This is a genomic window from Streptomyces sp. NBC_01304 (assembly GCF_035975855.1).
Taxonomy (GTDB): domain Bacteria; phylum Actinomycetota; class Actinomycetes; order Streptomycetales; family Streptomycetaceae; genus Streptomyces.
In genome coordinates this window covers 9,961,605-9,980,517 of sequence record NZ_CP109055.1, presented here as the reverse complement: position 1 = coordinate 9,980,517, position 18,913 = coordinate 9,961,605, and the positions used below count along the sequence as shown (strand labels likewise).

The 18,913-nt window shown below is 67.0% G+C and carries 41 protein-coding genes; 17 read left to right on the top strand and 24 right to left on the bottom strand.

What is annotated here, in order from left to right; translation table 11 throughout:
- Positions 1–74: 74 nt before the first annotated feature.
- The 6 genes from OG430_RS44675 (at position 75) to OG430_RS44650 (ending at position 3,902) form a co-directional block, all read left to right on the top strand.
- The gene (locus OG430_RS44675; protein WP_327358416.1) at positions 75–287 is read left to right on the top strand and encodes a hypothetical protein; all 213 of its coding nucleotides are present in this window, start codon (positions 75–77) and stop codon (positions 285–287) included.
- Between the two features lie 109 nt (positions 288–396).
- Positions 397–1,629, top strand: a complete 1,233-nt coding sequence (locus tag OG430_RS44670) for a helix-turn-helix domain-containing protein (RefSeq protein WP_327358415.1) — start codon at positions 397–399, stop codon at positions 1,627–1,629.
- Between the two features lie 119 nt (positions 1,630–1,748).
- Positions 1,749–2,078: a hypothetical protein gene (locus OG430_RS44665; protein WP_327358414.1), complete on the top strand. Its 330-nt coding sequence runs from the start codon at positions 1,749–1,751 to the stop codon at positions 2,076–2,078.
- Between the two features lie 678 nt (positions 2,079–2,756).
- Positions 2,757–2,963, top strand: coding sequence for a hypothetical protein (locus OG430_RS44660; RefSeq protein WP_327358413.1), 207 nt, complete (start codon positions 2,757–2,759; stop codon positions 2,961–2,963).
- Positions 2,964–2,976: 13 nt separating this feature from the next.
- Positions 2,977–3,432, top strand: a complete 456-nt coding sequence (locus tag OG430_RS44655) for a hypothetical protein (RefSeq protein ID WP_327358412.1) — start codon at positions 2,977–2,979, stop codon at positions 3,430–3,432.
- Entirely contained in the window at positions 3,417–3,902 is a 486-nt protein-coding gene (locus tag OG430_RS44650) for a hypothetical protein (RefSeq protein ID WP_327358411.1), read from the top strand. The genes OG430_RS44655 and OG430_RS44650 overlap by 16 nt, the downstream gene beginning before the upstream one ends.
- Before the next feature lie 479 nt (positions 3,903–4,381).
- Here OG430_RS44650 and OG430_RS44645 read toward each other — a convergent pair whose 3' ends face one another.
- From OG430_RS44645 to OG430_RS44625, 5 genes are all read right to left on the bottom strand, one after another.
- Positions 4,382–4,858, bottom strand: a complete 477-nt coding sequence (locus OG430_RS44645; RefSeq protein ID WP_327358410.1) for a hypothetical protein — start codon at positions 4,856–4,858, stop codon at positions 4,382–4,384.
- Between the two features lie 74 nt (positions 4,859–4,932).
- Complete coding sequence (locus OG430_RS44640; protein WP_327358409.1) at positions 4,933–5,082, bottom strand: hypothetical protein; 150 nt, start codon at positions 5,080–5,082, stop codon at positions 4,933–4,935.
- A 5-nt stretch (positions 5,083–5,087) separates the two neighbouring features.
- Positions 5,088–5,627, bottom strand: coding sequence for a hypothetical protein (locus tag OG430_RS44635; RefSeq protein ID WP_327358408.1), 540 nt, complete (start codon positions 5,625–5,627; stop codon positions 5,088–5,090).
- Between the two features lie 67 nt (positions 5,628–5,694).
- Positions 5,695–6,579 (bottom strand): hypothetical protein, encoded by an 885-nt coding sequence (locus tag OG430_RS44630; RefSeq protein WP_327358407.1) that lies wholly within the window; start codon positions 6,577–6,579, stop codon positions 5,695–5,697.
- Positions 6,576–7,232 carry a plasmid partition protein gene (locus tag OG430_RS44625; protein WP_327358406.1) on the bottom strand — a complete coding sequence of 219 codons (657 nt, stop codon included), beginning with the start codon at positions 7,230–7,232 and terminating at the stop codon, positions 6,576–6,578. Before OG430_RS44625 ends, OG430_RS44630 begins: the two co-directional genes overlap by 4 nt.
- A 123-nt stretch (positions 7,233–7,355) precedes the next feature.
- Between OG430_RS44625 and OG430_RS44620 the strand changes: the two genes are divergently transcribed.
- A complete protein-coding gene (locus OG430_RS44620) occupies positions 7,356–8,321 on the top strand; it encodes a hypothetical protein (protein WP_327358405.1) in 966 nt (321 codons plus the stop codon).
- Between the two features lie 10 nt (positions 8,322–8,331).
- On the opposite strand, the gene OG430_RS44615 is transcribed toward OG430_RS44620, so the two are convergent.
- From OG430_RS44615 to OG430_RS44565, 11 genes are all read right to left on the bottom strand, one after another.
- A complete protein-coding gene (locus tag OG430_RS44615; RefSeq protein ID WP_327358404.1) occupies positions 8,332–8,673 on the bottom strand; it encodes a hypothetical protein in 342 nt (113 codons plus the stop codon).
- A 78-nt stretch (positions 8,674–8,751) separates the two neighbouring features.
- Positions 8,752–9,216, bottom strand: a complete 465-nt coding sequence (locus tag OG430_RS44610; protein WP_327358403.1) for a hypothetical protein — start codon at positions 9,214–9,216, stop codon at positions 8,752–8,754.
- Between the two features lie 98 nt (positions 9,217–9,314).
- A complete protein-coding gene (locus OG430_RS44605; protein ID WP_327358402.1) occupies positions 9,315–9,605 on the bottom strand; it encodes a hypothetical protein in 291 nt (96 codons plus the stop codon).
- A 49-nt stretch (positions 9,606–9,654) separates the two neighbouring features.
- A complete protein-coding gene (locus tag OG430_RS44600; protein ID WP_327358401.1) occupies positions 9,655–9,879 on the bottom strand; it encodes a hypothetical protein in 225 nt (74 codons plus the stop codon).
- Positions 9,876–10,097: a hypothetical protein gene (locus tag OG430_RS44595; RefSeq protein ID WP_327358400.1), complete on the bottom strand. Its 222-nt coding sequence runs from the start codon at positions 10,095–10,097 to the stop codon at positions 9,876–9,878. The genes OG430_RS44600 and OG430_RS44595 overlap by 4 nt, the downstream gene beginning before the upstream one ends.
- Positions 10,094–10,657: a Rad52/Rad22 family DNA repair protein gene (locus tag OG430_RS44590; RefSeq protein ID WP_327358399.1), complete on the bottom strand. Its 564-nt coding sequence runs from the start codon at positions 10,655–10,657 to the stop codon at positions 10,094–10,096. Before OG430_RS44590 ends, OG430_RS44595 begins: the two co-directional genes overlap by 4 nt.
- A gap of 117 nt (positions 10,658–10,774) precedes the next feature.
- Complete coding sequence (locus OG430_RS44585; RefSeq protein WP_327358398.1) at positions 10,775–11,245, bottom strand: helix-turn-helix domain-containing protein; 471 nt, start codon at positions 11,243–11,245, stop codon at positions 10,775–10,777.
- Between the two features lie 57 nt (positions 11,246–11,302).
- Positions 11,303–11,692, bottom strand: a complete 390-nt coding sequence (locus OG430_RS44580) for a hypothetical protein (protein ID WP_327358397.1) — start codon at positions 11,690–11,692, stop codon at positions 11,303–11,305.
- Positions 11,693–11,702: 10 nt separating this feature from the next.
- Complete coding sequence (locus OG430_RS44575) at positions 11,703–12,011, bottom strand: hypothetical protein (RefSeq protein WP_327358396.1); 309 nt, start codon at positions 12,009–12,011, stop codon at positions 11,703–11,705.
- 120 nt (positions 12,012–12,131) lie between these two features.
- On the bottom strand, positions 12,132–12,422 hold the full coding sequence (locus tag OG430_RS44570; RefSeq protein ID WP_327358395.1) for a hypothetical protein: 291 nt from the start codon (positions 12,420–12,422) through the stop codon (positions 12,132–12,134).
- Positions 12,423–12,550: 128 nt separating this feature from the next.
- Complete coding sequence (locus OG430_RS44565) at positions 12,551–12,715, bottom strand: hypothetical protein (protein WP_327358394.1); 165 nt, start codon at positions 12,713–12,715, stop codon at positions 12,551–12,553.
- Between the two features lie 188 nt (positions 12,716–12,903).
- Between OG430_RS44565 and OG430_RS44560 the strand changes: the two genes are divergently transcribed.
- The 10 genes from OG430_RS44560 to OG430_RS44515 all read left to right on the top strand — a co-directional run bounded on the left by OG430_RS44560 (position 12,904) and on the right by OG430_RS44515 (position 15,866).
- Entirely contained in the window at positions 12,904–13,095 is a 192-nt protein-coding gene (locus OG430_RS44560; RefSeq protein ID WP_327358393.1) for a hypothetical protein, read from the top strand.
- Between the two features lie 75 nt (positions 13,096–13,170).
- Positions 13,171–13,383, top strand: coding sequence for a hypothetical protein (locus OG430_RS44555; protein ID WP_327358392.1), 213 nt, complete (start codon positions 13,171–13,173; stop codon positions 13,381–13,383).
- Positions 13,384–13,396: 13 nt separating this feature from the next.
- Complete coding sequence (locus OG430_RS44550; protein ID WP_327358391.1) at positions 13,397–13,606, top strand: hypothetical protein; 210 nt, start codon at positions 13,397–13,399, stop codon at positions 13,604–13,606.
- Positions 13,603–13,791, top strand: coding sequence for a hypothetical protein (locus tag OG430_RS44545; protein ID WP_327358390.1), 189 nt, complete (start codon positions 13,603–13,605; stop codon positions 13,789–13,791). Before OG430_RS44550 ends, OG430_RS44545 begins: the two co-directional genes overlap by 4 nt.
- A 3-nt stretch (positions 13,792–13,794) precedes the next feature.
- Positions 13,795–14,004: a hypothetical protein gene (locus OG430_RS44540; protein WP_327358389.1), complete on the top strand. Its 210-nt coding sequence runs from the start codon at positions 13,795–13,797 to the stop codon at positions 14,002–14,004.
- Positions 14,004–14,165 carry a hypothetical protein gene (locus OG430_RS44535; protein ID WP_327358388.1) on the top strand — a complete coding sequence of 54 codons (162 nt, stop codon included), beginning with the start codon at positions 14,004–14,006 and terminating at the stop codon, positions 14,163–14,165. Before OG430_RS44540 ends, OG430_RS44535 begins: the two co-directional genes overlap by 1 nt.
- A complete protein-coding gene (locus OG430_RS44530) occupies positions 14,162–14,368 on the top strand; it encodes a hypothetical protein (protein ID WP_327358387.1) in 207 nt (68 codons plus the stop codon). Before OG430_RS44535 ends, OG430_RS44530 begins: the two co-directional genes overlap by 4 nt.
- A gap of 521 nt (positions 14,369–14,889) precedes the next feature.
- On the top strand, positions 14,890–15,060 hold the full coding sequence (locus OG430_RS44525; RefSeq protein WP_327358386.1) for a hypothetical protein: 171 nt from the start codon (positions 14,890–14,892) through the stop codon (positions 15,058–15,060).
- A complete protein-coding gene (locus OG430_RS44520) occupies positions 15,057–15,401 on the top strand; it encodes a hypothetical protein (protein ID WP_327358385.1) in 345 nt (114 codons plus the stop codon). Before OG430_RS44525 ends, OG430_RS44520 begins: the two co-directional genes overlap by 4 nt.
- A gap of 252 nt (positions 15,402–15,653) precedes the next feature.
- Positions 15,654–15,866, top strand: a complete 213-nt coding sequence (locus tag OG430_RS44515) for a hypothetical protein (protein WP_327358384.1) — start codon at positions 15,654–15,656, stop codon at positions 15,864–15,866.
- 141 nt (positions 15,867–16,007) lie between these two features.
- On the opposite strand, the gene OG430_RS44510 is transcribed toward OG430_RS44515, so the two are convergent.
- From OG430_RS44510 to OG430_RS44475, 8 genes are read right to left on the bottom strand one after another with little or no spacing between them, the layout of a single operon-like run.
- Positions 16,008–16,451 (bottom strand): DUF6283 family protein, encoded by a 444-nt coding sequence (locus OG430_RS44510; RefSeq protein ID WP_327358383.1) that lies wholly within the window; start codon positions 16,449–16,451, stop codon positions 16,008–16,010.
- On the bottom strand, positions 16,448–16,795 hold the full coding sequence (locus OG430_RS44505; RefSeq protein ID WP_327358382.1) for a hypothetical protein: 348 nt from the start codon (positions 16,793–16,795) through the stop codon (positions 16,448–16,450). Before OG430_RS44505 ends, OG430_RS44510 begins: the two co-directional genes overlap by 4 nt.
- Positions 16,796–16,797: 2 nt before the next feature.
- Positions 16,798–16,965: a hypothetical protein gene (locus OG430_RS44500; protein ID WP_327358381.1), complete on the bottom strand. Its 168-nt coding sequence runs from the start codon at positions 16,963–16,965 to the stop codon at positions 16,798–16,800.
- Positions 16,962–17,354, bottom strand: a complete 393-nt coding sequence (locus OG430_RS44495; RefSeq protein ID WP_327358380.1) for a hypothetical protein — start codon at positions 17,352–17,354, stop codon at positions 16,962–16,964. Before OG430_RS44495 ends, OG430_RS44500 begins: the two co-directional genes overlap by 4 nt.
- Entirely contained in the window at positions 17,351–17,761 is a 411-nt protein-coding gene (locus OG430_RS44490; protein WP_327358379.1) for a hypothetical protein, read from the bottom strand. Before OG430_RS44490 ends, OG430_RS44495 begins: the two co-directional genes overlap by 4 nt.
- Positions 17,758–18,210, bottom strand: coding sequence for a hypothetical protein (locus tag OG430_RS44485; protein WP_327358378.1), 453 nt, complete (start codon positions 18,208–18,210; stop codon positions 17,758–17,760). The genes OG430_RS44490 and OG430_RS44485 overlap by 4 nt, the downstream gene beginning before the upstream one ends.
- Positions 18,207–18,629, bottom strand: a complete 423-nt coding sequence (locus tag OG430_RS44480; protein WP_327358377.1) for a hypothetical protein — start codon at positions 18,627–18,629, stop codon at positions 18,207–18,209. The genes OG430_RS44485 and OG430_RS44480 overlap by 4 nt, the downstream gene beginning before the upstream one ends.
- A complete protein-coding gene (locus tag OG430_RS44475) occupies positions 18,626–18,865 on the bottom strand; it encodes a hypothetical protein (protein ID WP_327358376.1) in 240 nt (79 codons plus the stop codon). Before OG430_RS44475 ends, OG430_RS44480 begins: the two co-directional genes overlap by 4 nt.
- Positions 18,866–18,913 lie beyond the last annotated feature (48 nt).

Genomic DNA, 18,913 nt, shown 5'->3' with positions numbered 1-18,913 from the left:
GCTCGGATGTCCACTACGTATCTCGAGGATCGGCGGACGGCGTGTATCCGCCGACGTGCCGGGCCGCTGAGGTCGTGGCCGTCGAAATCGGCAGCCACGACCCATCCGACGCGCAACAGGTGTTGTTCATCAAGACCATGACCGGCCAGCACACCGAGGCCGTATCGGAGCATCAGGGCACCAGCCGGCCAGGCCGCCCCGATACGTGGGTGCACTGCACGGACACCCCTGACCGGGGGCCGAAGTTCGAGCCGGGTACCTGGCACTGGCCCACCCGACAGCAGTAGAAAACGACTTCGCCTCCTGACTGCGTTCAGGAGGCGAAGTGCGAAGCGATGACCCGGAGTTAAGGCCCGCTGTACCGTTCTGAGTGTCTAGGTCAGAACAGGAGCCAGTATGCCCGAGCAGCATGAACCTCCGAACCCCCCTCGCACATTTGGGGACCGCGTTCGCCGTGCGCGTGAAATCCGCGGCATGACTCGTCCCGTCCTCGGCGGCCTGGTCGGACGCAGCTCCGAGTGGGTCAAGGGAATCGAGAACGGCCGTCTCGGCGTTCCGCGCCTGCCCATGCTGTTGTCGCTGGCAGACGTGTTGAACGTGTCCGATCTGGCGGAGCTCACGGGAGATGAACGATTGTCTGCCTCCACGTACACCAAGGCCGCCCACCAAGCTTTGCCCGTTGTCCGTGAAGCGTTGACCACGTTCACCCTCACCCCGCCCGACACGGCGCCGCCCACGGTCGCTGAGCTCACGTCCCGGGTACATGAGGCGTGGAAGTTGTGGCACGGCCCCTACGATCACCGCACACGGATTTCGATGCTGCTGCCCGACCTGTTGGCGGACCTGCAGCACGCCTCCCACGTCCTCGACGGCATCGAGCGTCGCAAGGTGCTGGTCCAGCTCGCCCAGACCTACCATCTCACTCAGCTGTACCTGTCGTTCCAGCCGGTGCCGGAACTGGTGATGCTCACCGGCGATCGGGCCATGGCAGCCGCCCAGGATGCTGACAGTCCACGCGCCATCGCAGCAGCGGCCTGGTACATGAACCATGTTTTCCGGGATGCCGGCGAACGCCATGAGGCCCGCGTGGACCTGGCGATGAAAGCGGCCGGTCTTCTCGACCGGGACCGCTCGCCGGAGGAACAGGCGTTGTGGGGTCTGCTGCATCTCGCCGGAGCTCTGTCGTTCGCGAAGGTGGGTCGTAAGGGAGACGCGGAACGGTTCTGGGACCAGGCCGACGACGCTGCGAAAAAGCTGGGGTCCGGGTACACGCATCCGTGGCTGATCTTCGGCCGGGGGACGGTGGATGCGTACGCGATCACGATGAACACGGATCTCGTGCAGTCCGGCCCGGCCGTCGCGGCAACCGAAGTGGACGTCGAGACGATCCCGTCGGCGACCCGCCGCAGCTTCCATCTCATCGAGGCCGCACGCGCTCACCATCTGGCGAAGAACGATGTAGCGGCCGTGTCCCTGCTGAAGATGGCGCACGAAGAGTCGCCGGAGACCATCCGCTACAACCTGTTCACTCGGGGCATCGTCGGTGAGCTGGAGACGCGGGGCCCGAAGTTGCTGCGTGCGGATGCCCGCTATCTGCGGCAGAAGATCGGCGCCCCGCTCGCCGCATGAGGTCACGACAGGTCCAGTCTGTACCCCTCGGTGAGGGGGTAGCGGCTGTACCTGTCGCCGTATCCGTACGCCTTTAAGGTCGTGTCTCCACCAAGGGACGGCGTAGAGGGGCAACCGCGGTGAGCATCGTGAGCGACGAGCAGACGAGTACAGACCTTGATGTCGAGCAGTTGCGGCGTGACATCGACTGGGTGTTGGCCGTGCGCCTCAGTGTCCCCGACCGGGCCCAGGTCACCCCGAGGGCTATGCGCCTGCTCGCCGATCTGAAAGCCCTGGGCGAGCAGCTGGACGGACGCCAGCGTCTGGAAAACCGTGCCCTGTTGATGGAGGCGAACAGCCTGGCCCGGTCGGGTCCGATCCACATGTCCGATGCGGAGTTCGCCTGGCACACACAGGCCAGTGCGCGTGTGGCGCGGGCACTGGCACACATCAGCGGGGTACTGCCGTGAACAGTACTTTCGGCCAGTGGGCTGACTTTGAGTCAAAGAATGTGGGGGAAGTGAAATCAGCCGCGTCTGTCTCGTCGCAGCTGCTTACGATCACGGCTCAAAGTGGGCTTGACGTGGCGGCCGACGTGCACGAATCGCGTGTGGCGCCGAGAAAGGGGCCGGTCATGAAACAGGTCGCTTCAGTCGTCTGCCGTCACTGCCGCCGCTGCATTCCGGACGATCCCGGTCCCTGCTACTGCGGCAGGCAGCCATGACATCCGGAACGCCGCAGGAGCTGCGCATGAACTCATCGTGGTGCAAGTACGAGAGCAAGACGGTCGTGTACATCTATCGCATTCACACGGCGCCGTGCGACAACTGCCACTCGGAGACCCACGCCCGCTGCGTGTGCCCCGATGCCCCCAAGCCCCCGCCCGACGGAAGTCCAGCTCCGACGGCGGGATGAGCGCAACACCCCGGGAGTGGGCTTCCCGGGCCTGCGCTGCCGGGGGCCGTTCTCTCCTACGCCGACAGGACGGTCCCCGGCCCTCACACTCCCCGATTGTGCCGCCTGGTCGTCACGGACCTACCCCCGGCGGTGCAGGCGGGGCCGCCCCGCTCGCAGGAACCATCCGACGGCATTCGGCACCTGCGAGCGGGGCATACCTCTGCCCCTTTCCCGAGAGGGAACCAGCTGCGATGAGCGATCACATACCCCACCAGCACGAACCCGGCTGCCACCTCTGCAACGAGCAGGCGCACCGTGAAGCAGACGAGGAGCAGGCGAAGGCCGACAAGGAGGCCGCCGCCGTCAGCGGCCCGGCCATCTTCTGGGGATGCCTCGTACTGCTCGTGGTGGCCGGCCTGTGGGCGGTGTTCGTGTGGCTACTGATCCAGGTCTCTTGAAAGGAGTGATTGTGTGGCGGACACAAAGGCGAAGCAGAAGTCGGGCGGCGGCCTGCTCCTCGTAGGTCTGTTCATCTTCGGCGCCTACGCGTACTCAGGAGGCGGCAGCAGCAGCACCGACGGCAAGCGCGGCGGTGACGATGACTCTTGCCGTGTCACCAGTGCGCCCGATCCCCGCCTGACGCCCGCCGGTCTGGTCCAGGGCACGGGGGTGGTGAGCTGTTTGCGGCCCCCGCGAGAAGTGCATGTGACACTCCGCCTGCAAAAGCTCGAAGGCGGTCGGGCCGTGACCGTATTCGACGATGACCAGGAGATCAGCGGGGGTCAGATGTCGGCGAACCTCCAAACAGGAGGACCCTGCACGGAGGGATCGTGGAAGGTAGTGGTGACTGCGGTAGGTACGACGGCCAGTGGCAAGCCGGTGAACATCAAGGACGAGAGCGAGGGATGGACATGGCTGGACTGCTGAACCGCGAGGGCCTGTACGCGGCCCCGTACCTCAAAGGACTGGAGCTAGTCAGGCGTCCGGGTATCGGCTGGCGCAGAGGAGAAGGCTTCCACCTGTCCAGCCAGTCAGGCGGTGCTGGCCCCGAGTACATGGCGACGGTGGATTACGCCCCGATGGCCGAGCTCTATCTGCACGGAACCTTCGACTTCGCCAAACCGGAAGCAACTGATGCGAAGGAGTGGGATACCGCCGTAGCGGCCACTCCTCTGACAGTCGGCGAACTGCTCCTGGAAGGCCAGCGTCTGACGACCAGGCGCCGCACATTCGGCGGCTACCGCAGCGATGTCGCCGACGTGTGGGACGGCTGGATCGTGGCCCTGTACGTACCCGACGACTTCCAGGCCCGATACGGGCATGAGCCTGAGCTCACCCTGCAGTGGTTCAGCGAGGCACAGATTGAGACGATGCGAGCGCCCGTGAGTGCCGAGTGAACCGCCGCGATCTGTACGCCACGTGTGAAGAGTTCCGGGCCGTCTTCGACATCGACTGTGCGACGGATCCTGACTTCAGTACGGCACCGCCGGAGGAACACCACCACCGGATGGGCGGGCGCGGGACGCGCATCCGGCCGTCGCGCTGGTGGCAGCGGCCCTTCCAGCGACGCGCAGCCTCCGCATGAACCGGCGGCAGATTCCGATGCTGTCCTGTGCCGAGTATCTACAGGTGAGCGGCGTCGACTGCCAGGATCCGGAGCAATTTCAAACTGATCAAGAGCCGGGACATCCGGATGGACACCACGACCCGCGCTACCTAAAGCCGCGCTACCGAAAGGGCGGGACGCGGATCCAACCGTCGCGGTGGTGGCAGGGTCGTTGACGTACGTACGGGCGACCACCGTTTAGCGTTCAAGCAAATGGTGGATCATCGACAACCATCAATATTCCACCGGTGGCCGAACACCCGTCGCCCACTAGCGGCGGGTCGACTCCACGTGATGCCGCAACGCCAGAATCCACCCGGCCAACTGCTGGGCCACATGCGAACCCGCGCTCGGCGCGAACTTCAACTCGTACCCCCCACGGCCGGTCACCACCATGGCACCCGACAGCTCGGTCAGCCGCAGCGCATCGCGACGGAAGTCAGCGCCCGTCACATCAACTAGAAGCATCTGCCGGTTCACCCGCACCCCAAGACCGGCACCGCAGGCAATCAGGCGCCGGTCGGTGACGACGAGGACACCGAGCGCGCTGTGATCCTTGCCGTTGTCGTCACCCCACGCCGCACCCTCCCACACGCCCGACACGGTCTCGCCCTGCATGAGGTACGCCGTCGCCTCAAAGAAATGCTTGCGCGCCCGCGGGCCGAGATGCGCGGCCACCGCAGGAACCTCGGATGCCGGCTGATGGCCGGGAAGGGTCCATCCCTGGTAGTTGGTCGTGTGGTTCATACCTTCGAAGCTACGGTCCGGCCGGCATAAAGAGTGGGGGTCGTTTGGCCTGCGCATCAGGGCCGAGCGTCCCTTTACGCGGGGTCGGGTGTCCCGTGGTCGGCGATCAGGTGTAGCCAGACGGCATCCCACCAGGCTTCGCCGCGTACCTCGGGTTGGGTGCAGCTGGTGCGCAACAGGTCGAGGCAGATCGGACACGACGTGTCGGCGGTCGTCTCGGGCACGGCAGTCAGGCGACGTCGAAGAGGAGGCCGCGGGCCTGGGCGCGTTCGGTAGCGATCTGCTCGGCGTAGGCGGCGACCCCGAAGGCCGCGTCAAACTCCGCGACCGCGTCCCGTACATGGGTGGCGGTCACCTGGTACAGGCCGTCGCGTACGCGCTCATTGGGGTCCATGCGCAGCTGGTAGGCGGTCGTGTGGAACGTCTCGGATGTGCCGTCGGCGTAGGTGAGGGTGCGGTGCAGGGACATGTTCTGCAGGGCGATGGCGGCGGCGACCTGGCGGCCGGTGAAGCCTTGCATGTCGCGGCATCCGGGCCGTCCGCAGGTGACGGTCTGCCATTCGGGAGTGCCGCGTTCACGGACGTCGGCGAATGATCCGACGTGGCATATGGGGGCCGGAACACGGACGCCGCGCCATGTGGCGGCACTCCATGCGTGGATGGCTCCCCCGGGGCGGATCCGCATGTTCTTGCCGGTGTAGTCCTTCGCGGACGTCTCCGCGATGGCCCGTATCGGCCCGTGACTGTCGTACAGCGACGTGTTCACCATGGCCCCCTCTCCGGTATTTCTATACCACTCCAGTATGACAAGCACGCCTAGCGGATTGCTATCCGTTTCAGGCGCCGAAGCTCCGCAACGCCTCCATGGCGATACGGTCCCCGTGCTCGCCCGTCGCCGCGATCCTGAGGTTGACCCACTTCTCGAAGCGCCGGATCAGCACCTCGTCCATCGACCACTGGCCTGCCGCGACCTGCTCTTCGCCGTCCTGGGCCGGATCCCCTGCCGTCCAGACGGGATGGTTACGGATAGCTTCCGCCATCCCGCTGAGATCAGTTGGGGGTTCAGCATCGGTCGGCTCGGCTGGTGCCGTGTGCTCTGGTTCAACCCGTGGTGAAGGGGATTCCAGAGCGGCGCGTACCGAGGTTTCCAGCTCTTCGTCAGGGTCCTCGACGAGGCGCACCACAAGACGGCTCACTACCCGCTCGGTGACCTTCAGCTGATGCTCGGCGGCGTAGTCGACCAGCTCTTTGTAGCGGGCTGCGATGGCCCGTTGGTGCAGCGTTCCCTCAAGCGGGAGCAGGGCGCGCACGTGGCTGTCCGGCGGGGTTTTCTCCAAAATTTTGGAGACCACGGCGCGCATCCGCCATTCCTTGATGTGCCAATGGGCGTTCTGCGGGGCCATGTCCCACGCCTCGCGTACGTACTCGTCCCAGGTTCCGTCGCCGTCGTCGCCCCGGTACAGGCGACGCTTGTTGATGGATTCCAGGGCCATGCCGATCATCCATCGGGCGGTGCCGTGATGCTCCCGCGCCGCCTCGCAGTCTGCGAGGGTCTTGCGTTCCTTCGGCTTGAGCGCCCCGGTCGCGTCCAGTTCCTCAACGGGCGGGCGCGGGATGCTGCGCGGAGTCAGCCCTGTCTCGCGGTCGTTCTTGTCGCCGATGAACTCGGTGATGTCGACAAGCCCGACGATGCTGCGGACGGCGGGAAGGTTCGCGTTCATGCGGTGGGGTCTTTCAGATATCCGAGACGGGCAAGTTCAGTGACCAACGCGTCGTAGGGGTGGCGTCGTTCGGGTTTGTCGCAGGGGAAGCCGACCGCCGATGCGATCGCTTCCCGGCGCCCGATACGCGTGGTGAGGACCTGCCAGCCGTCAGCCCGCAGCTTGGCCGCGTACTTGTCCGGCGAACCGGAAGACGCCTGGCAGCGGTTCAGCAGCACATGCGTTGCGGGGGCCTTGCCGGTGTCCCGCATCGGTGCGGACCGTTTGATCATCTTCGCTAGTGGTGTGCCACGTTCCGGGCGTGTGAGACGGGCATAGTCGGTGCTCGTCGGCGACACGGTGACAATGACGAGGTCGGCGACTTCGAGGACCGAGTCGACAATGTCCCCATGGTTTTCGGCGTGCCCGGCGTCGACGAGGTGCACTGTGTCCCGATCCATGTGCGGATAGATTTCCTCGGCGAAGAACTGCGTATCCGCCTTCGTCACCTCGCACGGAAAGTCACCGGCGTCCCGCCCCCATGCCGACAACTGCAGGGACTCGTCGGCATCCCAGCACGCCACGGGGTAGCCGGCACGGTGCAGGGCGTAGGCGAGTAGGCCGGTGTTGGTGGTGCCGCCCATGGTGCGGGGTTTGACTGAGGCGATGAGCATGTCCGCCAGGGTAGCGGCGTTGATATGACGATTGGGCGGCCCTATCGCGGGCCCGCATGGTGGGGGTGGGCGCGCATACGCTGGGGGTGTTCAACACCCCACGATCTAGCGGCAGGTGTCCCGGTGGTTGATGCGCTGGCCAATCTGGAATTCGCCTGGGCTCCGCCACGCGCTGACCCGGGTGAGCCGGAGGTGGCGGTGCCGGATCACTATCTGCTGCGGATGACGGCATCCCTGTCGGGGACGTGGCTGGAGACCAGCACACCGGCCACCGAATTGACCGTGTCGGCGAAAGACCTGGCCGACAAGCTTCATGTGAGCCCAGGACAGAGCGTGTGGGGGCAGACGGCCGCGGTCGACGCGCACGGCGCGACAGCGGCCCTGCAGCCGGTGGAGTTCCCGGTCCTGCCTGCCAGCACCAGCCCGCTCATCGTCGGCTACGACGACCATTACGCGCAGCACAACGACCGGTACTCGTACACGCTCGCCTACTTCTTCCCCCCGCTCCATGAACCGGAGACGGTGACCGGCTATTCGGGACGGCTGCAGCGGGAAGGCACCACCGATTGGCGGGCGGCCGAAATCTACGAAGGCGGCCCGGGTCAGCCGCGACAGGCCATGTGGTATCTCGCCGATGCCTCATGGCCAGTGAAGGACGGGCAGGCCGTCACGCTGGAGTTGTTCGCCGAACGCCCCTCGGGGAAGTCACCGGCCGCAACGATCACCGTCCGCAAGCCGGGTGTGCTCGACTATCCGCGAGTGTCCAGCGGCGACGAGAACGGCTTCACCCTCGTCTGGCCTGCCGTGCCGGACGCGGTCGCCTACGAGATCAACACGCTGCAGGGCCGCTGGCCTTTCCGCCGCATGCCCCCCACCACCGGCACATCGATCCGGTTGGCGTGGCAGGACATCTGGCATCCCGGCGCCCCCGACTACCAGCATCTGGTCAAGGGCAACGGGCAGCTGCAGTTGCGTGCCCTGTTCGCCGACGGCTCCAGCAAGATCACAGGTTCCATGGAAGTGCGATGGCCGCCGCCCCCGGCCCGCCTGCACGCGGCGCCGCCGGTACCGTCACCGCCGCACTTCTGACTAGCCCCTGCTACTCCTCGGGCTCGTCGGTGCCCCGGGCCGCTTCAAGGCGCAAGCGTTCCAGGCGCACCTCGTGTTCGCGCTGAAGGCGGTTCTGCTCCGCCTCATGCATACGCTGCCGCTGAGCTTCCTCCCGGTCGAGACGCTTCTGCTCAGCATCGTGGGCGCGGTCGCGTTTGCCCTTCCACACGACCCCGCCCAGGCTCAGAGCTCCGGCCATGCTTCCTCCGATCGCTGCGCCAGTGCCCGGATCCAGTCCGAACGTGTCACTGTCTTGGGTGGTGCCGTGCCAAGTCGAGGGCCTCGGTACGGGCTTGGGCGTAGGCTGCTGTTCAGCATCTTCGTTGGTCACACAGCTGATGATGCCGCGCCCTGGAACCCATTCGGTTTCGGGGCGCTGTGCTTTCACCGCATCGAGCGGCCCCGGGCCCTACTGCTTTTCTGCCGCAGCGCCGTCCCGGGCCGCTTGATTCCACACGCGGGCGAAGTCGCCGTCACGTTTGCGGCGTTGGTACATGGCGGCTGGGGTGACCCCGGCCAACGCGCAGGCGTCCTTGACCATGCCGCCCTTACGCAGCTCGGTAAGGAACCGTTCGATCGCGTCCGGCGTGATCCGTGGGCGCTTCGGCTGCGCGTAAGCCTGGGACGCTTTGGCGACGACTTTGCAGGCGAGGGCGAAGTTGGGGTCCTGGCCGCGCCACTTCCCGGCGTTCATCGACCCGATGGCCTGTTCCGCACGGGCGGCAGGCAGACCGAGCGCGATCAGATAAAGGTAGTGGGCGCGTTCCATGCGGCCCTGCTCTCCGAGGTCGTCCGGATCGCGTCCCGCCAACGCGACCGCGAGGCGTGGGCTGGTGGCGGCGGTGTGCCACACATCGGCCGGATGCAGCTTCAAGTCCGTGAGAGCAGCCTCGAGATTTACGCCCAGGCGTAGGAGCCGTATGAGGACGTCCTGCGCCTGTTGGTCGAGACGTTGGGGAGTGCGGGTCGGCATCAGGCTGGTTGCCTGTCCTCGTCGTCGATGAGGACGTGGGAGGTGTCGACGATGTGCACGACCAGGACGATCAGCAGTCCGTCAGAGATGACGTACTCCAGGGCGAGGGTGTGGGTCAGGGCCACGCTGCGCGTGTTCTCGTCGCCGCCGATCGGCGAGGACACCTTCGTGCGGGGGTCCCGGGACAGGGTGGCCAGGCCCCGGGTCAGCAGTTCCTGCCGTTCGGCGGGGAGGCTGTCGCGTATCCGGGCGGCCTGCTCGGAGAAGATCACGTTGTAGACGGGGTTCATCACGGGGCCCTTTGGTAGTCGTGGCTTTGAGGGTAGCGGGAGGCACTGACTACGGGCGCAGTGTCGGTGGTTCCGGCTCGGAGTCGAGGCCGGCATGGGTGCAGAGCTGTGCGATGAGGCGTTCGTGCCGGGCCACGGTGGCGACCAGCTCGGCGTACGTATCAGCCTTGACCGGCATCCAGCGGTCGCCGTCCATCTGGGCTTGTGGCCGGGCCGTCTCGGCGGACGCCGCCACCATGTGGGCGGCGTCCGCGAGGGTGCTCGGGTCAGTCACGCGGATACCTGCTTGATCACATCGTCCGGGCCGGTGACGGGCTGCGCGTAGGAGCGGCCCAGGCGCATGTCATAGAGAGTCCAGCGGTCGGGGTGGTGGCGCAGTTCGAGGATGAAGACGCCTTTGTGGTGGTGGAGCAGCCAGCTGTCCGGCCACGCGGTGGCATACGTGCTGTGTCCGAGGTGGGCGAGCTGGTCGCGCATTTCCTTGGGGCTCATGCTGCAGCCTGCTCCGGCTTGGGTGTGGCCCTGTCGAGGGTCGCCTGCACGGTGGCGGCGGTGGTGCCGTCGGCATACAGGGACAGTCCGAACTGGTCACCGAGATTGACGGCACAGCGTTTGAGGGCCTGCGATTCGGCGGTCTTCATCGCCATGTCGTGCGCGTCCCCGAGACTGGGCTGGTTCACCGCATCTCCGGCCGCGTACTCCTCGAAGTGGGCGAGTTCGTTGCCGTGCGGGTCTCGCACGATGAGGCGCACCTTGGCCCGGTAGACGACTGTCCACGCGGTGAACTTCGGCCCGTACGGTTCGCCGGTCTTGTAGTTCTTCTTCTGGTGGTCGTCCTTGCGGTGCTCGGCGACCAGCTCGGCGCTGGTGGTGTACGACCAGCCGCCGAAGCCGAAGAACCGGTTCAGGTGACGGCGGATGTCCCACGCTTTCAGGTGTGACTGGCCTTGCGTCTCAAAGACTCGGTTCGGGTCGATGGGGCGCAGTAGGTAGTCGAGCTGTACGGGGTTCAGTCCGCGGCCCGTAGGCTGGGGGGTGGAAGGCTCGGTCATGCTGGGTCCTTTCGTGGGGTGCCGGTTCAGATGTCCAGTCGGGGCCGGCACCCTGTCTTGTGCGCGGTCTGCTCGGGTTAACGAGCGGACTCCGCATCCGTTTTCGTAGTTCTCAGCTTACACGCTCTCGGGTGTTTCCGCAGGTCGCCGGGCCTTCTCGTCGAGGTGGCGTCCCTCACTCTTCGCGCAGCGGCGCAGCGTCGGAAGATGGAACGCCGGGTAACGGCCTGCCTTCTCGTCGGCCTTCAGCTTTCCGCGGTTCACCCACGCATGAAGCGTGTTCAGTGAGATTCCGAGCATGGCTGCGGCGTCTGGGTAGAACACGCGCAGCTTGCCGCTGGTGGGCGACTGGTGGGGGTACGGGACTGGAGGCTTGTTGCCGTGGCGCGGCGTGGGTTTGCCCTCGTCGTCGAGGAATCCTTTGATGCGGCCGACGCGGACCACGGTGGCTTTGGTCCAGCGTGGGCGCGGCGCTTGCGGGTCGGCGGGTTCGCCGAGGTCATCGCGGGCGCGGAGGACGGCAGTGCGTGCGCACTGCCAGACCTCCGCGATCTGGGTCTGATTCAAGGTGTCGTCGTTACTGGTCATTCCTGCCCCGGGACGCTGTGATGTCGCTCTCAGCGTACGGGCAGTGTTGCGCTGGACCTACACGGACGCCTGGAAGGCGAGGTCTTCGCACCGGCACCCCTCAGACGCGCACGGGATCCGCCCGTCCCGCGTTATCCGCCGCTCATGGTTGATGCCGCTGCAGCCGCACACACAACGCGCCGCAACGTTCTTCGCCCCCGCTATGGCCGCCCGCGCCTGCGCCTCGTCCCAACGGGCCTGCGCCGCCGCCTCGTCGGCCCAGGCGCCGGCCGCGTCGCGGAGCTCGGCGACGTCGACTTCGTCGAGGAATTCGTCGAGAGGGTGGGATCCGGCGAATGAGGCGAGGTCGGCTTCGCGGAGTTCGGGGTAGTCGGTGATGAGGTCGGCGAGCAGGCGCAGAGCTTGGGCGCGGCGCGTGTAGGTGGCGGCGGTGGGGGTGTCGGTCACGGGGGCTCCGTCAGTGGGTGAAGTCGAGGTCGGGGCAGTGGCGGCGCAGTGTGTCGTGGGCCCAGTTGATGAGCTTGGACTCTTCCTCGGGGTTGAGGTCGTCGTTCCAGCCGTCGAGGTTTTCCCATCCCTTGGCGGCGATCTGGTCGCGGATCGCGGCGAGCATGGCGGGGCCTGTCAGGCGGGGCGGTAGGTCGTCGGAGCGGTATTCGTGGGACCAGGCCAGCCAGCGGACCAGTTGGGGGCCGGTCAGGTGGTGGCTGACGCGTATTTCGGTGCGCCATACGCGGTCGGCGCCGAGTCTCAGGGGCAGACGCATGCGAGGTTCCCTTCGGATGGTTGGCCGGGGCCCGGCGCAGCAACCCGCCAAGGTGTGTTGGATGCCGGACCCCGGAGATTGATGGTGCCGCCCGCCACTGACAGCGGGCGGCACGGCGCGTTAGAGGCGGATGAGGGAGGAGCGGCGCACGCAGTGCGCCGTGGGCTCTTCGGTGTCGTCGAAGCCGAGGGAGTCGCCGTGGACGCTGATGAGCTTGTAGCGCAGCTCGCCGATGTCCCAGCAGCGCCAGCAGTGGCAGGCGTAGGCGCGGAAGCGGCGACCCCGGTAGCGGGTTATGGAGCCCTCGTAGCGGACGCGGGCCGCGGGGCGCAGCGGGCCGGTTTCGCGGGGGCGCTCGCAGTGGCAGTGGTCGTCGGTGTGGCCGTGGCGGGTGATGGTGGCGGTGTCCATGGGGGGTGTTCCTTCCGGTGGGGCGGTCAGTCAGTGGTGGACTGGCAGTCAGGACAAAGTTCGGGGCAGGCGGCGTACGGGTCGAGCTGGTAGTGCGCGCCGCATATCAGGCAGTTCATGGGGGCCTTTCAGTAGCCGAGGTAGGCGGCGGTGTTGGCGTCGTCGGTGGCGCAGTTGTCGTTGCAGTCATGGCAGTCGGGGCACCAGGCGCACGAAGTGGTGGGGCCGCAGCATCCGAGGCAGTCGGTGATGATCTCGATCTCACGCTCGTAAATCTCGGTGATGGCGTTCATTGCTGCGGTCCGTTCCGTTCGCTCGCTTCGTTGCACTCAGCTTACGACATGGCGAGTCCGCAATGCAAGTCGAGCGCAACAGTTGTGACGGCCGTCGCATTCTCCGGAAATGCACTTCTCAGCTTGCGGACGGCGCAAGTGGTGCCGTAAGCTGAGTGCAACGAAGCAAGCGAACGGAACGGACCGAAATGCTCCTCATCACCCGCGCCGCAAACGACATCGAAATCGTCCAGTGCGGTGACGACTGCGAGTACTACGCCTTCCGTGACGAGTGCGAAGACCTCGGCTGGGTGTGGGACGAGGCCAACGGCCAGTGGCGCTGCGAGGACTGCCACGCCGCGTACGCCGACATGTGGGGCCTGCGCGTCTACGCCGCCTGACCTCCCCAGGGGGCCCGCACGCCGGGCCCCCTCCCAACTCCCGAAAATTCGCGCAGAAAAAGGAAGCCCACCGCCGTGATCAACCTCGACAAGACCGAGTGCCGTGACACCCGCTGCAACGAGACCTCCGCCTGGCTGGTGCGCTACGGAATGTCGGCCATGCTCCTGTGCCCCACCCACGCCGTGCACGCCACCCGCCGCCTGACCGGGGCCCGGATCATCGCCCCGGCCGCCGACACCAACCCCAGTGCCGAGCTGACCGCCTCGCTCGCCGCCGACTGCGCCTGAAGGATTCCCCGCCATGTCTGAACTGCCCTACTTCCACAACCCCGAGCCCACCCACGTCTACCGGGTCCGTGACGGCCGCCCCGGTCGCGTCCTGGGCGCGGTCAACGCTTCCGGCCACATGCGCTATGTCGCCCTCATCGACAACCCGGGCGGCGATCCCGAGCCGGGCCTGTACGGGCCGGGCGAGCTCACCCGCACTTTGCCGACGGAGAGCGGCCGATGAACGAGCAGGACTACGCCGGGCGTGCGGTACGGCGCATCGCGGACGGCCCGCACGGGCCTGTCGGGTACGTCGTCGACATCATCGACAACGCCGAGGAGACGGGCCGGGAAGCGGTTGTCCGGTTTCCCGGGGAGCCGTTCACCGAGTACGCCTTTGACCTGCTGACGCTTGAGATTGGAGCCTGACCCATGAGCATCGAACCCGCCGTCCTGGCTGAGCCCGTCCGCTTTGAAGTCGTCCTGACCGATCAGGAGACCGGGCACCAGCTCGACACCTTCACGTGGGCGCAGGACATAGATGAGGCTGTCCGGCGCATGGAGGACCACCTGGCGGCGTTTCCAGGAATTTGGGACAGCTGGACGGCCGTGATCTGGGACCCGTGCCAGGTGAACGCCTGATGCGGATCTACACGGTGCGGATCACCGAAACGTGTACGTACGAGGTCGACGTGCGGGCGCCCGGCGAGGACGAGGCCCTTGAGACGGCCGAGGAAGTGTTCTGCGAGACCGGCGGGACCTGGATAGCAACTGATGAGCGGGGCATGGAGATAGCGGCATGAGCGGCAAGCTGCAGCGGTACACGGTGGTCGGCGCGGACTGGGACTGCGCCGCCGGATATACGGCGCTGGTCGTGTTCGAGGGCCTGCACGAGGCCGTGCACCTGGACGCGGACGACGAGATATCCGGCAACGTCTGCCACGTCGAAGCATTGGACGCGGACCGGGCGATCGCCGTAGCGCTGGCCGCGAACGGGATGGACTGACCGTGTGGGACGACGAGGACATACAGGTGCGGTACCGGTGCGCACGCGGCTGCGGGCGTCACGTCGTCGATGACATCGGCCACGACGAAAAGCAAGTGGTGTGCGCATGGTGCCGGGCCGGGCACTGCTGTACCGGGACGATGTACGGCGGGGACGTGCACACGTGGTGGAAGTGCTGGAGAGACGGCGGGAAGCGCGCCGAGGGGTGAGCCGCGGCCGGCGATGTGGTGGAGGCCACATCCACCTGGCCTGAAATAGGTTCACGACGTGAACGCATCTGAGGTATGGTTGGTATCAACAGGGCGGGAGAACAGGGAGTACCGCCCCCGACAGGGAGGGGCAAAGGTGGACGAACGAAAGATCGGCCTTTACGCGCTGATCGTTTCGATCATCAGCACCTTTATCTCCCTCCTGGCCTGGCTCTTCCCCAAGAGCTAGACAGGAGGCCCCGCGTCCGCCGCACTAGCACTGTGGCGGCCGGGTGCCTCCTGCGAAACCAGCATCCCACCAAGGAGCCCCTCGTGAGCGCTTCCCGCATCGCTTTGTGGACCGGCACCGCCTGCGCCCTGACCGCCGCGGCCACCACGCTGCGCGTCTCCGATGCCCACCCCGCCTACTGGACGGCATGGGGCGCCTGCGCTCTCGCCTGGTGCGCCCTGGCCGCCACCGCCGCCGTACGGACCCGCCGGTGACCATCCCCAAACCCGATGGCCGCCCCTTGCGCCTGGGCGGCCTCTCCGAAGCCGCGAAAGTACTCGACCTCACCAAACAGGCCGCCGCCCGCGCCCTGCGCCGCCCCGGCGCGCCGGCACCGCTCGAAACGCTCGACATGGGGCCCGTGTATGACCTGGACGACATCGAGGAGTGGGACATGACCCGCAAGAAGACTCCCGGACCGAAGAGCCTGCACGACGTGCTTGAAGACCTCAACGAGACAACCGACCGGGCCACCACTGCGGTCAAGAAGCTCACCGAGACCCTGGACCAGGACGGGCGGAACGCTCAAGCGAAGAGCAGGGCGAAGACGGACTGACCGGCTGACAGTCCGCGTCCCGGGCTGTTAGCGTCGAAGTCGTCCGGGTCGCTCCCGGGCATGACCGGTTCTCCGCGCAAGCGGAGGTGAGCCGTCTGATGTTTGATCGCATCGGAACACCGGTTTCCCCGCCGACGCGGGGGTTGTCCGGGCGCGTCCCTGGCAGGCAAGACTTCGGCCCCGCCTACGCGGGGGTGAAAGGCCCTCAACTCCGGTTGGGGGCCTTCACTGTTGCCGGGCACACTGGCGGCCATGGACATCCAGCACCGGATCGGCACGACTCCCGCGCAGCGAGGCTCCCTCTCGGGCGGCAACTGCCCCGACGTGTTCGAGCTCGATACCGGAGACTGCGCCATCATCGGCACCGCCCTTGAGACGCATCCCGAAGTGCGTCCGCTCGCCGACGGAGAACGTCTCATCGTCATCGACCGGCGAACCATGCTCGACGCCCTCGCCGACCTGTAAGGACTTTCGGTCCTGCCGGCCTCGAGACTTTAGTCCCGCCGCGGAGCTATTCGGTCCAGCCGCAGTAGCAGGGGCCGGGTGGGTCGAGGGGAACGTTTCTGCGGCAGGCCGGGTTTTCGCACAGGCGTGAGGGCACGTCTTTCACGGCATGCTCCTGTCTCCCCTGCACGGGGTGAGGGCGGGGTCGTCGGGGTCGACGCCGTTGGCGATGGCCATGTCCCGGTAGTTGTCGTACAGAGGGACGTCGGAGTGCACGCTCGACAGGTCCTCACGCCACATGCGCACGCCGAGGTTGTCGGACGCTCCGCGCAGTAGGAATCCGGCGCATGTCTGGGCGCGTTCGTGCGGGGCCTGGTGGCATCCAAACGTGCGGCGTGCCAGGTCGTAGGTGGTCGGGGCTGACAGGCGGTATGCCTCGGCCGGGTACTCGCCCGGTACGGCGTCCAGGCGCCACGGGCAGGCGGGCATGCCGGGCCGGGCCGAGCAGGGTGTGCGGCGGTATGAGGGGCGTTCGCCGGGCCCGGATTCGACGGTCACGACCTGGTGGTTGTCGTCGGCCGCACGGACACGGACGATTTCCTTCACTGTGGCTCCTGGTCGTGTTCCTGAAGGTGGGCGTGTGCGCATTCGGCGAGGTGGTGCAGTCTCTGTCCGGCCAGGATGCTCACGCCCTGATGCTGGAGACGGCACACGATGTCCCTGGGTGTTCCGTGGTCGAGGCTCATGCCGACGGCGAGGAGCGACAGTGCGCGGGCCGCTTCGACGAGCACAAGGGTGATGTGGCAGCGTCTGCGTTCCGGCTCGGGGGCCTGCGGCGGCACGGTCATCGACCAGTAGTCGGCCGGGGTGTCGGCGATCGCGTCCGCTGCGTCGTGCAAGACCTTCACCAGGCCGTCACGGATCTGCTCCGGGGTCATCGGACCGGGCACGGTCACTGCGGTACCTCGTCGAGGCGCTGCTGCCGGGCGAGAGCGGCGGCCCGCTCGATGGCCTGATCGTTCGTCTCACCCTCACGGACGCGTACCGTCGCGGACCCGACGAGGCGCCCGTCGGGCCGCTCGAACGTGATCGTGACCTCAAGGCCCTCGGGATAGGTCACTGCTGCTCCTGGCGGGTGTGGGGGTTGGTGGGGCATCCGGGCCAGGGACAGTCCCGGTCCGCCTGGTAGTGGCCGTGCAGGCAGCGCGCCCGGTTGTAGCGCGGATGATCGTCGCTGCGGGGCGCCTTGCGGACGTCCCCCTTGCGTTTCACATAGCCGGGGGGTTCGTTCATCGTTTCCGGGTCGAACATCGTGATGGCGGTGAGGGCTACGTGGTGGCTGGGGTAGTCCCACGCATACTCCTCGGGCCATCCGTTCTCCGTGATCGGGCATCCGACGATCCGCCACGTGAAGATCATCTGTTTCAGATACCAGCGGCTACCGGCATGCTCGCCGAGGAGGTAGGCGCCGGTGTCCGGATCCGGGGTGAGCACGTCGGGCAGCTTCACGGCTGCTCACCGGCCACGGCCCGGATGCGTTCCTGCTGCTCGGCATTCAGACCACGGGCTTCATCGACGCCGTTCCAGGCGAAGAGGGCCACATGTCCGCGCCACGGCTGCACCGGGCCGCCCAGCATCGGGATGATCCGTTCCGCGAGCGGGTTCGGCGCGTACTTCTCGGGCATGGCGAGTGCCACATCCGCTCCGTAGCCGCGCATCACGGCACGTCCGGTCGCGTCGTACAGCATGAACCCACTGATCGCCCCGTGATGCGGGTCGACCACCGTGGCGACGCCGTACGCGGTGCCCTGCTCGAAGGTGACGTGCCCTTCTGGGTGGATGAGCGCGAACACATCTGCGGTGACACGCGGATCGTCTGCGGCCTGCTCGTGGAAGCGCTGGTACGGGTTGCTCACAGCTCGGCCTCGATGTCGTGGGGGTGGATGTGGAGGGTGTCGGCCCACTGGTGGCCGCCCATCGCGTGCGCGACCGCGTCGAGGACCAACAGCTTGTTGATGTCGTCCAGGCTCGACAGGGCGTCGCGCAGGTCGATGGGCATGCCGGCGCCGAGGGCGCAGGCGAGGCGCAGGATGCGGGCCGCGGATCCGGAGCAGATCAGCTCGTCATAGGTTTCATCCCACGGCCCGTCGTCGGCAGCGCGGCGTGGGGGGCCGTCGAGGCGGTCGAGGACGTCGCGCCATTTCACGGCCGCGTACTGCCGGTCGTCGTCCCACAGCACCAAGCCTGCGCGGTCGAGGCGGTCGGGCCACTGGTCGTGTCCGGTCAGGAGCAGGACGGCCGCCACCTGGTGGTAGACGCCCTCGGCGCCGTTGGTCAGGGCCGCATGGAGTTCGGGGGTGGTCACCAGGGGTTCCGTCCAGTCGGGATAGGGCCAATGCCGTCAACAGGTGTGGCGTCGGGCTTGGTGAGTTCGAAGGTGGGGCCGAGCAACTCGGCCAGCGCGTGCGGGGTGCGGTGTTCCCACCGGATGCCGCCCCCGGGGACCGGCAACTGCTCGGCGTAGTGCTCCTCGTCGGGGGCGCCCGTACCCGTGGGCCAGTGCTCGATAATCCGGACCGGGTCGGCCCACGGCCGGGCGCTGGTAAGGCCCCGGCGGATCTCGTCGGCCGCGGACTCAATGCTGCGCGTCGGCTCCGAAGTCTCGGTGACCACCGACACGACATCGCCGTGCTCGGTCTCCCACGTGCGGCAGGGCCGCCACACCAGGCCGGTGCCGGGCGAGAGATAGCAGATCGGGCCGGTGTCGATCAGGCGGGCGGTCACCGGCTGATCTCCTTGCCGTGCGCATTCGCCAACTGCCCGACGGCTTCTTGCAGGGCGAGGATCTGCGCGCCCCGTACGTTCTGGTCAGGGTTGAGCATCACGGACAGGCCGTCGAGGTCGAGGCCGAGCGCTGAGGCGACGGGCCGCCCGTCTGGTTCGGTCCACGGCGGGTTGATGTGCGCGTGGATGCGGTCGGTGCCGTCGAGGAGGACCGTGGCGGTGATGATGCGGGTCAACGGTTGCGCCTTCTGGAGATGGTTGTGGTCTCGGTGCCGGTGACGCAG